Annotated in this window: 9 protein-coding genes; 4 read left to right on the top strand and 5 right to left on the bottom strand. The window is 75.5% G+C overall.

All coding sequences use genetic code 11. The features are described 5' to 3' along the window. Nucleotides 1–145 precede the first annotated feature (145 nt). The 5 genes from ABZV78_RS15235 to ABZV78_RS15215 form a co-directional block, all read right to left on the bottom strand. Complete coding sequence (locus ABZV78_RS15235; RefSeq protein ID WP_355638921.1) at nt 146–973, bottom strand: zinc finger domain-containing protein; 828 nt, start codon at nt 971–973, stop codon at nt 146–148. 43 nt (nt 974–1,016) lie between these two features. Next, entirely contained in the window at nt 1,017–1,823 is an 807-nt protein-coding gene (locus ABZV78_RS15230) for an SAM-dependent chlorinase/fluorinase (RefSeq protein ID WP_355638919.1), read from the bottom strand. Beyond that, nucleotides 1,820–2,326 carry a GNAT family N-acetyltransferase gene (locus ABZV78_RS15225; protein ID WP_355638917.1) on the bottom strand — a complete coding sequence of 169 codons (507 nt, stop codon included), beginning with the start codon at nt 2,324–2,326 and terminating at the stop codon, nt 1,820–1,822. Before ABZV78_RS15225 ends, ABZV78_RS15230 begins: the two co-directional genes overlap by 4 nt. A 106-nt stretch (nt 2,327–2,432) precedes the next feature. Beyond that, the gene (locus ABZV78_RS15220; RefSeq protein ID WP_355638915.1) at nt 2,433–3,245 is read right to left on the bottom strand and encodes an alpha/beta hydrolase; all 813 of its coding nucleotides are present in this window, start codon (nt 3,243–3,245) and stop codon (nt 2,433–2,435) included. A gap of 91 nt (nt 3,246–3,336) precedes the next feature. Next, the gene (locus ABZV78_RS15215) at nt 3,337–8,055 is read right to left on the bottom strand and encodes a DEAD/DEAH box helicase (protein ID WP_355638914.1); all 4,719 of its coding nucleotides are present in this window, start codon (nt 8,053–8,055) and stop codon (nt 3,337–3,339) included. 180 nt (nt 8,056–8,235) lie between these two features. Here ABZV78_RS15215 and ABZV78_RS15210 point away from each other — a divergent pair, with 180 nt between their 5' ends. The 4 genes from ABZV78_RS15210 (at nt 8,236) to ABZV78_RS15195 (ending at nt 13,574) form a co-directional block, all read left to right on the top strand. Continuing rightward, the gene (locus ABZV78_RS15210; RefSeq protein ID WP_355638912.1) at nt 8,236–8,604 is read left to right on the top strand and encodes a hypothetical protein; all 369 of its coding nucleotides are present in this window, start codon (nt 8,236–8,238) and stop codon (nt 8,602–8,604) included. A gap of 119 nt (nt 8,605–8,723) precedes the next feature. Further along, nucleotides 8,724–11,558 (top strand): Na+/H+ antiporter subunit A, encoded by a 2,835-nt coding sequence (locus ABZV78_RS15205; protein WP_355638910.1) that lies wholly within the window; start codon nt 8,724–8,726, stop codon nt 11,556–11,558. Then, nucleotides 11,555–12,037, top strand: coding sequence for a Na(+)/H(+) antiporter subunit C (locus ABZV78_RS15200; RefSeq protein ID WP_355638908.1), 483 nt, complete (start codon nt 11,555–11,557; stop codon nt 12,035–12,037). Before ABZV78_RS15205 ends, ABZV78_RS15200 begins: the two co-directional genes overlap by 4 nt. A gap of 28 nt (nt 12,038–12,065) precedes the next feature. Further along, complete coding sequence (locus ABZV78_RS15195) at nt 12,066–13,574, top strand: Na+/H+ antiporter subunit D (protein ID WP_355638906.1); 1,509 nt, start codon at nt 12,066–12,068, stop codon at nt 13,572–13,574. Nucleotides 13,575–13,675: the final 101 nt, after the last annotated feature.

Genomic DNA, 13,675 nt, shown 5'->3' with positions numbered 1-13,675 from the left:
CCGACGTGGCGGGCGTACGCGCTGCTGACGATCGGTGAGCACTTCACCGCAGCATGCGACGCCAGAGGTGCGGGAGGGAACTACCCAATCGTCCGTATCTCGGGCGATCTTGGGTGGTTCGTGGAAGTTCCACGCGCCGTCCCAGTCAGCGGTCCGGCTGGCAGGCCGGGCACCAGTAGGTCACCCGCTCGCCCAGCTCCTCCTTGCGGATCGCGGTGCCGCAGCGCCGGCAGGGCTGGGCCCGGCGGCCGTAGACGTAGCTGGTCTGCCCGCGGTGCAGCGAGCCGGTGGTGCTCTGCGTCCAGCGACCCCGGTTGGCGGCGAGCAGCCGCTGGGCGAGGGCGACCGTGCCGGCCAGGTCGGGCACCGCGCCGACCGGCGTCCACGGGGAGACCCCGCGCAGGAACAGCACCTCGCACTTGTAGAGGTTGCCCACCCCGGCCAGGTTGCGCTGGTCCAGCAGCGCCTCGCCGATGGTCTCGTCCGGGCGGGTGGCCAGCCGGCGGACCGCCTCGTCCGGGTCCCAGTCGGGGCCGAGCAGGTCCGGGCCGAGGTGGCCGAGCAGCGAGTCCTCCTCGGCGGTCGGGATCAGCGCCAGCTCGTGCAGGTGGTAGCCGACCGCGACCGCGCCGGGGGAGCGGAGCACCACCCTGATCAGGTGCGCCGGCCGCGCCGCCCACCGCTCGCCCGGGGCGTACGCCCGCCAGGCGCCGTCCATCCGCAGGTGCGAGTGCAGGGTCCAGTCCCGCCCGCCCCCGGCGGTCGCGCCGGCCGGCGGCACGGCGGCGTCGGGCGGCGCGGTGAGCCGGAGCAGCAGGTGCTTGCCCCGGCTGGCCGACTCGCGCACGGTCCAGCCGGTCAGGTCGGTGGTGGCGAGCTGGGGCACGCGGAAGTCGGAGCCGGTGAGCCGGGCGCCGGCCAGGGCGCGCTGGAGGACGCGGGCGGTGTTCCAGACGGTGTCGCCTTCGGGCACCCCTCCATCCTCCCTCGCCCGGCGAGCCCGTGCCGCGCAGCGCTCACTGGCCCGTCACCGTGACCACCTCGCCGGGCCGCACGCCGAGCAGGTCGACCGCGCGGCCGGTGTTGACCGCCAGCGCCACCAGCCCGGCCGAGTCCACGTACGCGACCAGCCCGCCGGCCGGGGCGTCGCCGAAGGTGCGCCCGCGCACCGCCGCCCGGCCGGCCACCCGCACCCGCTCCGGCAGCCCGGCCAGCAGCGCGCCGGGGGCGGCGAGCTGGACGTTGCCGAAGTGGTCGACGGTCAGCACCTCGGCCGTGAAGCCCGTGTCGTCGGCGCGGACCAGCGGCGCCGGCAGCCGGACCAGCGTGGCCGGGTCCACGGCCGGGCCGGCCTCGGCCAGCGGCGCGCCGAGCGCCAACCGCGCGGCGACCGGCGCGAACACGTCCCGCCCGTGGAAGGTGCGGGAGACCGTCGCGGCGAGCCACTCCGGATTGGTCAGCTCGACCGCCCCGGTGATCCCGTCGAGGGCCGCGGCGGCGTCCAGCAGCAGGCCGTTGTCCGGACCGACAAGCAGCCCGCCCGGGGTGGCGAGCGCGACGCCCCGCCGTGCGGTGCCGACGCCCGGGTCGACCACCGCCACGTGCACCCCGACCGGCAGGTACGGCACGGCCTGCGCGAGCACCGCGGCGCCCCGGCGTACGTCGGCCGGCGGCACCAGGTGGGTCACGTCGATCACCCGGGCGGCCGGGGCGAGCCGGGCGAGCACCCCGTGGCAGGCCGCCACGAACCCGTCGGCCAGGCCGTAGTCGGTGGTCAGCGAGATCCAGGGGCCGCCGGTCGGCGCTGCGGCAGGGCCGGTCACGGCCGGGCCGCCGGCGCGGTCAGCCGCCGTTCCAGCCGCAGCTTGTCGTGGAGCGGGATGTCGTCCTCGCCCAGGTACGGGATGCCCGGCTTGACCACCCGCGCCCGGTCCACCGCGCCCGGGTCCACCGCCACGATCCGCAGCCCCCGGCGCTGGTAGAAGCGGAGCGCCCGGAGGTTGTCGTTGGTGGTGACCAGCCAGAGCCGGTCCGCCCCGGCGGCCGTGGCGACCGCCTCGGCGGCGGCCAGCAGGGCGCTGCCGGCGCCGTTGCCGGGGGTCGTGGCGGCCAGGCTGACCACCTCCAGCTCGCCGTCGGCGAGCCGGTGCGCCAGCGCCCCGGCGAACCCGCCCGCCCCGTCCACGGCCACCAGGGTGGGCAGTTCCCGCAGGTCGTAGCGGGTGTCGTGGACCACCACGTACGGGCCGCCCCACTCGCGCTCGTTCAGGGCCGCGAGGTCGGCGTGGTCGCCGGGCCCGGCGGGTCGTACCTGGATCGAGGCCATTCCGTCCCCCTCGTCGTGTGCGGGCACACCTTAGTGCGCCGAACAAGAAGGTTCACGGTGTCGGTGACATGCCGGGGGTCGCCGATGTGCGTGCCGCGGACGTCCTTCAGGCGCCGGTCGTGGCCCGCCAGCCGGCGTGCTCCACGGCCCAGGCCAGGACGTGATCGGCGACCTCCTCCCACCCTTTCTGCGCGGGCAGCAGGTGCGCCATGCCCTCGTATTCCTTGATCTCGGTGATGGCCTTCGGCGACTTGTAGTGCCTGGCGTTGGACCGCTGCACGCTCGGCGGCATGAGGTGGTCCTCGCTGCCGGAGACGAACAGCAGGGGCGCCCGGTTGTCGTTGTGGTAGTCGACGTGGATGTCCTGCGGGCCGGGCTGGAAGTTCGCCAGCACGCTGTCCCAGAGGATCCGCCCGGATGCCGGGACGTGGTACCGCTGGTAGAGATCGAGGGACTCTTCCTCGGTGAAGGTGTTGGCGAACGTGTACTTCCACTGCTCGGGCGTCAGGCCGACGGCCTTGTGCCGGTTCGCGGGGTTCTTCAGCACCGGAAACGTCGACTTGATCTGGGACGGCGGCGTGACGAGCACGCCCTCGGTCGCCGCGGAGTTGATCGCCACGCCCGCGGCGCCGAATCCGTGGTCCAGCAGGACCTGCGTGAACGCGCCGCCCGCGGAGTGGCCGATGATGATCGGCGGCTCCTCGAGAGCGCCGACCACCGACTCCAGGTGCGAGATGATTGCCGGGGCCGTCACCTGCTCGATCGGCGTCGGGTCGGCGTTGAGTGCCTCGACCTCCACCTCGAATCCCGGGTAGGCGGGCGCGATGACGTGGTAGCCGGCCCGCTGGTAGCGGTCGATCCAGTGTTCCCAGCTGCGCGGGGTCACCCAGAAGCCGTGGACGAGAACGATGGTCTTCATGCGGGGGCGGCCCTTCCGGCAAGGTGTTCGATCTGCCTGAGTTACGCCTATTAGACCGAAGTGCTCAGCGAGATGTGACCGGAACGAACGGTCAGCCGCGGAGGCGGAGGCCGCGGGGGGTGGCGCGGAAGCCGGCGGCGGTGAGCGCGTCACGCAGCGGCGAGGAGTGCACCGCCTCGCCGTCGGCGCGTTCCACCGAGATCGCGCCCAGTGCGCCGGAGTGCACCGCGTCGGCGAGCGCCTTGCCGGCCGCGCCCAGCACGTCGGTGTCGTCGGTGAAGGAGAGGATGGTCCGCCCGCCCCGCTCGACGTAGAGCACCAGGTCGCCGCCGACCAGCACGACCAGCGCGCCGGCCTTGCGCCCGGCCCGGTGCCCGGTGGCCGGGGCGGCCCCGTCGCCGGAGTCGACCACCCGGTCGGGCCAGGGCAGGGCCGCGCCGTAGGGGTTGGCCGGGTCGGTGGCCGCGAGCACCACGGTCGGCCCGCCCCGGCCCCGGCTGTCGTCGGCGGGGTCGGCGAGAGCGCGGATCCGGTCGACCGCCCCGGGCACGGCGAACTGGGCCGCGCCCAGCCCCTCGACGAAGTAGCCGCGCCGGGCCGCGCCGCGCTCCTCCAGCGCGGAGAGCACCGGGTAGACCGCCGCGAAGCCGCCGGTCACCTGCTCGGCCATGACCGCGCCCCGGGTCACCACGCCGTGCCGTTCGAGCAGCAGGTCGGCCAGGGCGGCGGCCCGTCTGGTGGGGTCGAGGTCGCGCTCGGGGAGCCGGGACCAGCGGCCGGCCACGGTGGGCGGGCCGCCGCGGCTGGGCAGCGCCACCCGGCCGGGGCGGCGGTAGCGGGTGCGCGGGGCGGTCGGCCGGCTCCGGTGCGCCCCGCCGCCGCCCAGCGCCGCCCGCAGTGGGGCCAGCGTGTCGTTGGTGAGGTGACCGGCCCAGACCAGATCCCAGACGGCCGCCGCCAGGGCGGTGTCGTCGGTGGAGCCGACCCGGTCGGAGAGCGAGCGGAAGAACAGCGCCTGCCCGTCGGCGAGCGCGTCGAGCACGGCCTCGTGCAGCGGGGTGACGGCCAGCGCCTCGTCCGGCGGCGGCAGCAGCAGCGGCGCGACGTCGGCGTACGCCAGGGTGACCCAGCCGTCGCCGCCGGAGATCGCCCCGGACCCGGCCCAGACCACCTCACCGCTGGCGCAGAGCTCGTCGAGCTGGGCGGGGGAGTAGTCGGCGATGCGGGCGGGCAGCACGAGACGCTCCAGCGCGGACGCCGGCACGGCCGCGCCCTGCAACTGCTCGACGGTGGCGGCGACCGCCTCGATGCCCCGGGCCGAGGAGCCGACCTGCTGCCAGCGGGGCAGGAACGCGGCGAGTGCCCGGGGCGGCACCGGCTCGATCTCCCGGCGCAGCGCGGCGAGGGACCGGCGGCGCAGCAGCCGCAGCACCTCGGCGTCGCACCACTGGGTGCCGACGCTGTCCGGGGCGAACTCGCCGGAGACCACCCGCCCTGTGGCGGCGAGCCGGCGCAGCGCCTGCTCGACGACGAACACCCCGAGCCCGAACCGGGCGGCGCAGGTGGCCGCCGCGAACGGGCCGTGGGTGCGGGCGTAGCGGGCGACCAGGTCGCCGAGCGGGTCGGCCACCGGCGCCAGGTAGGCCTCGGCCACCCCGACGGGCAGCGCCACACCGAGCGCGTCGCGTAGCCGGGCGGCGTCCTCGACGACCACCCAGCGGTCCTCCCCGGCGACCCGGACCCGCAGCACCCGCCGGGCCGCCTCCAGGTCGCCCAGCCACCCGACCGGCACGCCCCGTTCGGCCAGCTCGGCTTCGCTCAGGTCGCCGACCACCCGGAGCAGCTCGACCACGTCCTCGGCGTCGCGGGGGCGGCGCTGCTCGGTGCGCCAGCGCAGTTGCCGTTCGGTCTCGGCGAGCACCGCGGGGTCGAGCAGTTCCCGCAGGTCGACCCGGCCGAGCAGCTCGCCGAGGAGCCCCGAGTCGAGGGCCAGCGCGGCGGCCCGCCGCTCGGCCAGCGGCGCGTCGCCCTCGTAGAGGAACGCGCCCACGTAGCCGAAGAGCAGCGAGCGGGCGAACGGCGACGGGCGCTCGGACTCCACCTCGACGAGGCGGACCTTGCGGGCGCCCAGGTCACGCATCAGCTCGGCCAGCGCGGGCTGGTCGAAGACGTCCTGGAGGCACTCCCGGGCGGCCTCCAGGGTGACCGGGAAGTCGGCGTACTCGCGGGCCACGTCGAGGAGCTGGGCGGCGCGCTGCCGCTGCTGCCAGAGCGGCTGCCGGCGGCGCGGGTCGCGGCGGGGCAGCAGCAGGGACCGGGCCGCGCACTCGCGGAACCGGGCGGCGAACAGCGCCGACGTGCCGACGGACTCCTCGACCAGCTGGGCGATCTCGTCGGGGTCGAAGACCACCACGTCGGCGCCGGGCGGCTCCTCGGCGGTGTCGGGCAGCCGGACCACGATGCCGTCGTCGGAGGGCATCACCTGGGCGTCCACCCCGTAGCGCTCGGCGAGCCGGCGGCCGATGGCGAGGGCCCACGGGCCGTTGACCCGCGCGCCGAGCACGGAGTGCACGGCGAGCCGCCAGTCGCCCAGCTCGTCGCGGAACCGCTCGACCACCACGGTGCGGTCGTCGGGCAGCGACCGGGTGGCCTCCTTCTGCTCACGCAGGTAGGTCATCAGGTTGCCGGCGGCCCAGTCGTCCAGCCCACCGGCGCGCAGCGCGGCGACGGCGTCGGTGTCGGACTGGCGCAGCAGCGCCCGGACCCGGGCGCCGATGGCCCGGCCCAGCTCGACCGGGCGGCCGAGCTGGTCGCCCTTCCAGAACGGCATCCGGGCGGCCTGGCCGGGCGCGGGGGAGACCAGCACCCGGTCGGGGGTGATCTCCTCGATCCGCCAGGACGACGAGCCGAGCAGGAAGACGTCACCGACCCGGGACTCGTAGACCATCTCCTCGTCCAGCTCGCCGACCCGGGCGGCCCGCTCGGCGCCGGCCAGGAAGACCCCGAACAGGCCCCGGTCGGGGATGGTGCCGCCGCTGGTCACGGCGAGCCGCTGCGCGCCGGGCCGTCCGGTGAGCACGTCGGCGGCCCGGTCCCAGACCAGCCGGGGCCGCAGCTCGGCGAAGGCGGTCGACGGGTAGCGCCCGGAGAGCATGTCGAGCACCGCGTGCAGCGCCGAGTCAGGCAGCTCGGCGAAGGGGGCGGCGCGGCGGACCAGCACGGCCAGGTCGCCCAGCCGCCACGGCTCCAGGGCCACCATGGCCACGATCTGCTGGGCCAGCACGTCGAGCGGGTTGCGCGGGTAGTGCAGCTCCTCGATCGCGCCCGCGCCCATCCGCTCGGCGACCACGGTGCAGGAGAGCAGGTCGCCGCGGTGCTTCGGGAAGACCACGCCCCGCGAGACCGCGCCGACCTGGTGCCCGGCCCGGCCGACCCGTTGCAGGCCGGCGGCGACGCTCGGCGGGGCCTCGATCTGCACGACCAGGTCGACCGCGCCCATGTCGATGCCCAGCTCGAGGCTGGAGGTGGCGACCACGGCCGGGAGCTGCCCGGACTTGAGCGCTTCCTCGATGTGCTTGCGCTCCTCGCGGGAGACGCTGCCGTGGTGGGCCCGGGCGATCACCGGCGGCGCGCCGGCCGCCGCACCGGACTGCGCCATCACCTCGGCCGGCTGCCGGGGCGCGCGCAGCGGACCCACCGGCCCGCCGAACGCGTCGGTCCCGCGCCGCGCCGGGCCGGGCCCGTCCGCCGGACCGCCGCCGCCGGCCGGCGGCCCGTCCACCCCCGCCAGCAGCTCGGATACGCCCACCGGCTCGCCGCCCCGGGCCACGCGACCGCCGTCCGGGGCGGCCGCCGCCTCCAGCTCCTCGGCGGCCAGCTCGTTGAGCCGGGCACAGAGCCGCTCGGCGCTGCGCCGGGAGTTGGTGAAGACGATGGTCGACCGGTGCGACCGGATCAGCGAGAAGACCCGCTCCTCGACGGCCGGCCAGATCGACGCGCGGCGCGGCCCGATCCCGCCCAGCGCGTCCTCCGGCGGCTCCTGCTCGTCGAGGCGGGTCATGTCCTCCACCGGCACCTGGACGCTGACCTCGATGGTCTTGCTGGCGGGCGGCTGCACCACGTCGACCGGGCGGGCCCCGCCGAGGAAGCGGGCGCAGACGTCGATCGGCCGGACGGTGGCGGAGAGCCCGATCCGCTGCGCCGGCGTCTCCAGCAGCGCGTCGAGGCGCTCCAGGGAGAGCGCCAGGTGGGCGCCCCGCTTCGTGCCGGCGACCGCGTGCACCTCGTCGACGATCACCGTGTCGACCCCGCGCAGCGAGTCGCGGGCGGCGGAGGTGAGCAGCAGGAACAGCGACTCGGGCGTGGTGATGAGGATGTCCGGCGGGGTCCGGGCGAAGGCCCGCCGCTCGTCGGCCGGGGTGTCGCCGGTGCGCATGCCGACGGTGATGTCCGGCGGGGTGAGGCCCAGCCGGGTGGCGGCCTGCCGGATGCCGGTGAGCGGGGCGCGCAGGTTGCGCTCGACGTCGACGGCGAGCGCCTTGAGCGGGCTGACGTAGAGCACCCGGCAGCGCTGCCGCGCCTCGGCCGGCGGCGGCTCCTTGGCCAGCCGGTCCAGCGACCACAGGAACGCCGCGAGGGTCTTGCCGGAGCCGGTCGGGGCGACCACCAGGGCGTTGCGCCCGGCGGCGACCGACCGCCAGGCACCGGCCTGGGCGGCGGTGGGCGCCGCGAAGGCCGCGGTGAACCACTCCCGGGTCGCCGCGCCGAATCCCGCCAGGACCGCCGCGCCCCGGGTCACCTCGTCCGCCACGCCCTCCATCCTGCCCCGCCGGTGTGACAATCAGTCCACGGCGGACGCTGTTATGTCCGGGCACGGGGCCTTAAGCGACGGATGCGGCCTTGAACGCGTTAAGTCTCACTTAACTGCTTGCTTCCACCGCGCAACATAAAGTAACTTCACCCGCAACGCAGCGTGGGGTGGAGGGCTTGGATGACCGTGCAGGGGCAAGGCTCCGGGCCCGGGAGCGACGTGCTCATCCGCAAGGTCGACAGCCACCTCGCCGCGCTTCGCACCGGCCTGCACGGCCCCGAGCTGGAGCTGGCCGAGGATCTGGCCCGCTGCCTGCGCGAGCTGGTCGTCGCCACCGCCCACTCCAGCGCCGCCGACCGGGGCCTCGTCCGCGCCGCGGTGCACTACTTCGTCCTGCGCCGGGAGAGCCGCGGCAAGCTGCTGCCGGTGCGCTCCCTCGCCGCCGCCCAGCGGGTGGTCAACAAGGCGGTCCGCCAGCTCGGCCGCCCCGACCTGCTGGTCGAGACGCCCCGCCGGGACCGCTCCGCCCCGGACCCCGCCCTGCGCTGACCGCGGCTCTGGCACCGGGTGGGTTTCCGGAAAACCGCCTGATTCGGCAGGAATGTGGCGTCTGATCGATCGTGGCCGCAGCGTGCCCCGGTGCGCTGTCACCTCGACCGGGAGTGCGCGTGCTCGTCCTGCTGATCCTGCACCTGGTGGCGGCCCTGTCCGCCCCGCTGCTGGTCCGCCGGTGGGGCCCCCGCGCCTGCCTGCTGCTCGCGCTCGCCCCGGCCGCCACCTTCGGCTGGGCGGTGGCGCACACCGGCGCGGTCCGCGCCGGCGGGGCGGTGGTCGAGACGTACCCGTGGATCGCGCAGCTTCAGCTCGACGTGGCGTTGCGGGTCAGCACCCTGTCCTGGCTGATGCTGCTGCTGGTCGGCGGCGTCGGCGCGCTGGTGCTGGTCTACTCCGCCCGCTACTTCCACGCCGGCTCGGCGGGCCTGGCCCGGTTCGCGGCCGTCATGGTCGCCTTCGCCGGGGCGATGCTCGGCCTGGTCGTCTCCGACGACCTGCTGCTGCTCTACGTCTTCTGGGAGCTGACCACGGTCTTCTCCTACCTGCTGATCGGGCACAGCACCGAGCGGCGGTCCAGCCGGTGGGCGGCCGCGCAGGCGCTGACCGTCACCACCCTCGGCGGGCTGGCCATGCTGGTCGGCTTCCTGCTGCTCGGCCACCACGTCGGCAGCTACCGCTGGTCGGTCATCACCGCCGCGCCGCTGCCCGGTGGCGGCTACCTGGTGGTCGCGGTGCTGCTCGTCCTCACCGGCGCGCTCGCCAAGTCCGCGGTCCTCCCGTTCAGCTCCTGGCTGCCGGTCGCCATGGCGGCACCCACCCCGGTCAGCGCCTACCTGCACGCGGCGGCCATGGTGAAGGCCGGGGTGTTCCTCGTCGGGCTGCTCGGCCCGGCGCTCGCACCGGCCGGGCCGTGGCGGCCCGTCACCGTGGTCGCCGGGCTGGCCACCCTGGTCGCCGGAGGCTGGGCGGCGCTGCGGCAGACCGACCTCAAGCTGCTGCTGGCGTACGGGACGGTCAGCCAGCTCGGCCTGCTCACCGTGGTGCTCGGCGCGGGCACCCCGAAGGCGGCCCTCGCCGGCGTCGCCATGCTGCTGGCGCACGCGCTGTTCAAGGCGGCGCTCTTCCTCGTCGTCGGCATCCTCGACCACAGCGCCGGCAGCCGGGACCTGCGCGACCTGTCCGGGGTGGGGCGGCGCGCCCCCGTGCTCGCCACGGTCGCCGCGTTGGCCGCCGCCTCGATGGCCGGCGTGCCGCCGCTGCTCGGCTTCGTGGCCAAGGAGGCGGTGCTCGGCGCGTTCACCGGGCGGCCGGTGGTGCTCGCCGTGCTGGTCGTGGGGAGCGCGCTGACCGTCGCGTACAGCATCCGGTTCCTCTGGGGCGCGTTCGCGTCGCGGCCGGCCGTCCCGGTCACCGAGGTGGAGCGGCCGCCCGCCGCGATGCTCGTACCCCCGGCCCTGCTCGCCGTCGCCGGGCTCGCCGCCGGCCCGGCCGCCGGCTGGCTGGGCGGCCTGCTCCACCCGTACGCCCAGCTGTTCGGCCCGGTCGAGGAGAAACTCGCGCTCTGGCACGGGCCCACCGCGGCGCTCGGCCTCTCCGCCGTGGTGCTCGCCGGCGGGGTGGTGCTGCACCTGGTCCGCGGCCCGCTCGCCCCCGCGCTGACCCGGCTGCGCGCGCCGGTCGGCGGCAACCAGGGGTACGAGTGGATCACCCACCGGTTCGACCGGTTCGCCATCGAGGTCACCGGCGCCACCCAGCGCGGCGCCCTGCCGCAGTACCTCGGCACCGTACTGGTCGCCCTCGTGCTGGTGCCGGGCAGCGCCATGCTGGTCACCCGGCCCTGGCACACCGAGATCGCCGTCTGGGACAACCCGACCCAGCTCGTGATCTGCGTGGTGATCGCGGTGGCCGCGCTGCTCGCGGTGGGCGCCCGGCGCCGGCTCACCGCCATGCTGCTGGTCGGCGTCACCGGCTACGGCACCGCGATGATGTTCGTCCTCTACGGCGCGCCCGACGTGGCGCTCACCCAGTTCCTGGTGGAGACCGTCACCATCGCCGTCTTCGTGCTGGTGCTGCGCCGGCTGCCGGAGCGCTTCTCGGCCCGCCCGCTGCGCCGCAGCCGCTGGGTGCGTCGCGGCATCGGTGTGGCGGCCGGCGTGGTCATGGCCGGCCTGGCGCTCGCCGCGGCCGGCGCCCGGCGTACCCCGTCGATCTCGGCCGCCTTCCCCGACCTGGCGGTGGCGCAGGGCTACGGCCGCAACGTGGTCAACGTGACCCTGGTCGACATCCGGGCCTGGGACACCATGGGGGAGATCTCGGTGCTGGTGGTGGCCGCGACCGGGGTGGCCAGCCTGATCTTCGAGCGGTCGCGCACCGGGCCCCGGCCGCGCCGCCCCGGGCCGGCCCGGTCACGCCGCGACCCGCGGACGGTCTGGCTCCGCGGCGGGGCCACCCTGCACGAGCGCCGCCGCTCGATCGTCTTCGAGGTGGTCACCCGGCTGATCTTCCACACCGTGCTGCTCTACTCGCTGTTCATCCTCTTCTCCGGGCACAACGCCCCGGGCGGCGGCTTCTCCGGCGGCCTGGTCGCCGGCCTCGCGCTGACCGTCCGCTACCTGGCCGGCGGCCGGTACGAGCTGGCCGAGGCGGCGCCGGTCGGGGCGGGCACGGTGCTCGGCGCGGGCCTGGCCGTCTCGGTCGGCGGCGGCGTGCTCGGGCTGCTCCTCGCCGGGCAGGTGCTGGAGAGCGTGAAGGTGCATCTCTGGCTGCCGCTGGTCGGCGACTTCTACCTGGTCACGTCGCTCTTCTTCGACATCGGCGTCTACCTGATCGTGGTGGGCCTGGTGCTGGACATCCTGCGCAGCCTCGGCGCCGAGGTGGACCGGCACGTCGAGGCGGCGGGCGAGCCGGCCCACGGGCTCGCCGTCCAGCGGGAGGGGGAGAGCTCATGACGCGGGGCGCGGCCGGGCCCACCCTGGTGCTGGTGATCGCCGTCGGGGTGCTCGTCGCCACCGGGGTCATCCTGCTGCTGGAGCGGAGCCTGACCCGGATCCTGCTCGGCATCATCCTGCTCGGCAACGGGGTGAACCTGCTGATCCTGCTCGCCGGGCGGTCCGGGGCCGCGCCGCTGGTGGGCACCGCGCCGACCGCGGCGATGAGCGACGCGCTGCCGCAGGCCATGGTGCTCACCGCCGTGGTGATCACGTTCGGGCTGACCGCGTTCCTGCTCGCGGTCGCCTACCGGAGCTGGTACCTCACCGGCGACGACGAGGTGCAGGACGACCTGGAGGACCGGCAGGTCGTCCGGCTCGCCGAACGCAACGAGGTGTCCACCGCGGACCTCGGCGGCGAGGGGCCGGACAGCGACCCGGAGCAGGTCGACCCGGAGCCGGCGCTGCGCCGCCTGCGCCGGCGCGGGGAGGAGCGGTGAGCGCGCGGTCCCGGACGGAGACGGCCGCATGACGCCCGCCCTGGTGCCGTTGCCGGTGGTGGTGCCGCTGCTCGGCGCGGCGCTCACCCTGATCCTGACCAACCGGCCTCGGTTGCAGCGGTCGGTCAGCGTGATCGGGTTGACCACCACCCTGGCGGTGGCGGTGGTGCTGCTGGTCGAGGCGTACCGGCACGGGCCGGTGGTGGTCCGGGTGGGCGGCTGGCCGGCGCCGGTCGGCATCGTGCTGGTCGCCGACCAGTTGGCGGCGCTGATGCTGGTGGTCTCCTCGGCGGTCACCCTCTGCGTGCTGCTCTACTCGATCGGCCAGGGACGGGGGGAGACCGGTGAGACCGCGCCGGTGAGCATCTACCACCCCACCTATCTGGTGCTGATCGCCGGCGTGACCAACGCCTTCCTCGCCGGGGACCTGTTCAACCTCTTCGTCGGCTTCGAGATCCTGCTGGCCGCGAGCTTCGTGCTGATCACCCTCGGCGGCACGGAGACCCGGATCCGCACCGGCTCGACGTACGTGGTGGTCAGCATCCTCTCCTCGATGATCTTCCTGGCCGCGGTGGGGCTGGTGTACGCGGCCACCGGCACCCTCAACATGGCGCAGCTCGCCGGCCGGCTGGACGCCCTGCCGTCCGGCGTACGCCTGGCGTTGCAGCTCACCCTGCTGCTCGCCTTCGGCATCAAGGCGGCGGTCTTCCCGGTCTCCGCCTGGCTGCCGGACAGCTACCCGACCGCGCCCGCACCGGTGACCGCGGTCTTCGCCGGCCTGCTCACCAAGGTCGGCGTGTACGCGATCATCCGCACCGAGACCCTGCTCTTCCCCGGCGGCCAGGTCTCCGCCCTGCTCATGGTGGTGGCCGGGCTGACCATGGTGGTCGGCATCCTCGGCGCGGCCGCCCAGTCCGACATGAAGCGGCTCTTCTCGTTCACCCTGGTCAGCCACATCGGCTACATGATCTTCGGGGTGGCGCTGAGCAGCGTCGCCGGCCTGGCCGGGGCGATCTTCTACGTGGTGCACCACATCACCATCCAGACCACCCTCTTCCTCGTGGCCGGCCTGGTCGAGGAGCGGGCCGGCAGCACCGACCTGCGCCGGCTCGGCGGGCTGGCCCGGATCGCCCCGCTGCTCGCCGTGCTCTTCTTCGTCCCGGCGATGAACCTGGCCGGCATCCCCCCGTTCTCCGGCTTCCTGGGCAAGCTCGGCCTGCTCCAGGCCGGGGTGGCGGCCGGCGGGACGCTGCCCGCCGTGCTGGTCGGCGCGGGCGCCCTGACCAGCCTGCTCACCCTCTACGCCGCCTCCCGGGTGTGGAACATCGCGTTCTGGCGGGCACCCCGGCTGGCCACCACCGGCCCCGCCGTCCGGCTGCCCCGGCTGATGGTCGGGGCCACCGCCGCCCTGGTGCTGCTCGGCCTGGCGCTCACCCTGGCCGCCGGGCCGCTGTTCCGGGTCACCTCGGACGCCGCCACCGACCTGCGCCAGCGCACCCCGTACGTCCGGGCCGTCCTGCCGGGGGACGTGCCGTGACCGACGACCTGCCCCCGGGGCGGGCGGCCCGGGGGGGGGGCCCGCGCCGCGGCCCGCCGCCGCGCCGGCCCGGCGCCCCGCCGCCGCCCCCCCCCGCCCCC

Origin of the sequence: Micromonospora sp. NPDC004540 (assembly GCF_040610095.1) — a bacterium.
Lineage (GTDB): Bacteria > Actinomycetota > Actinomycetes > Mycobacteriales > Micromonosporaceae > Micromonospora.
Note: the sequence above shows the minus strand (reverse complement) of the source record. Positions and strands in the feature narration are given on the sequence as shown.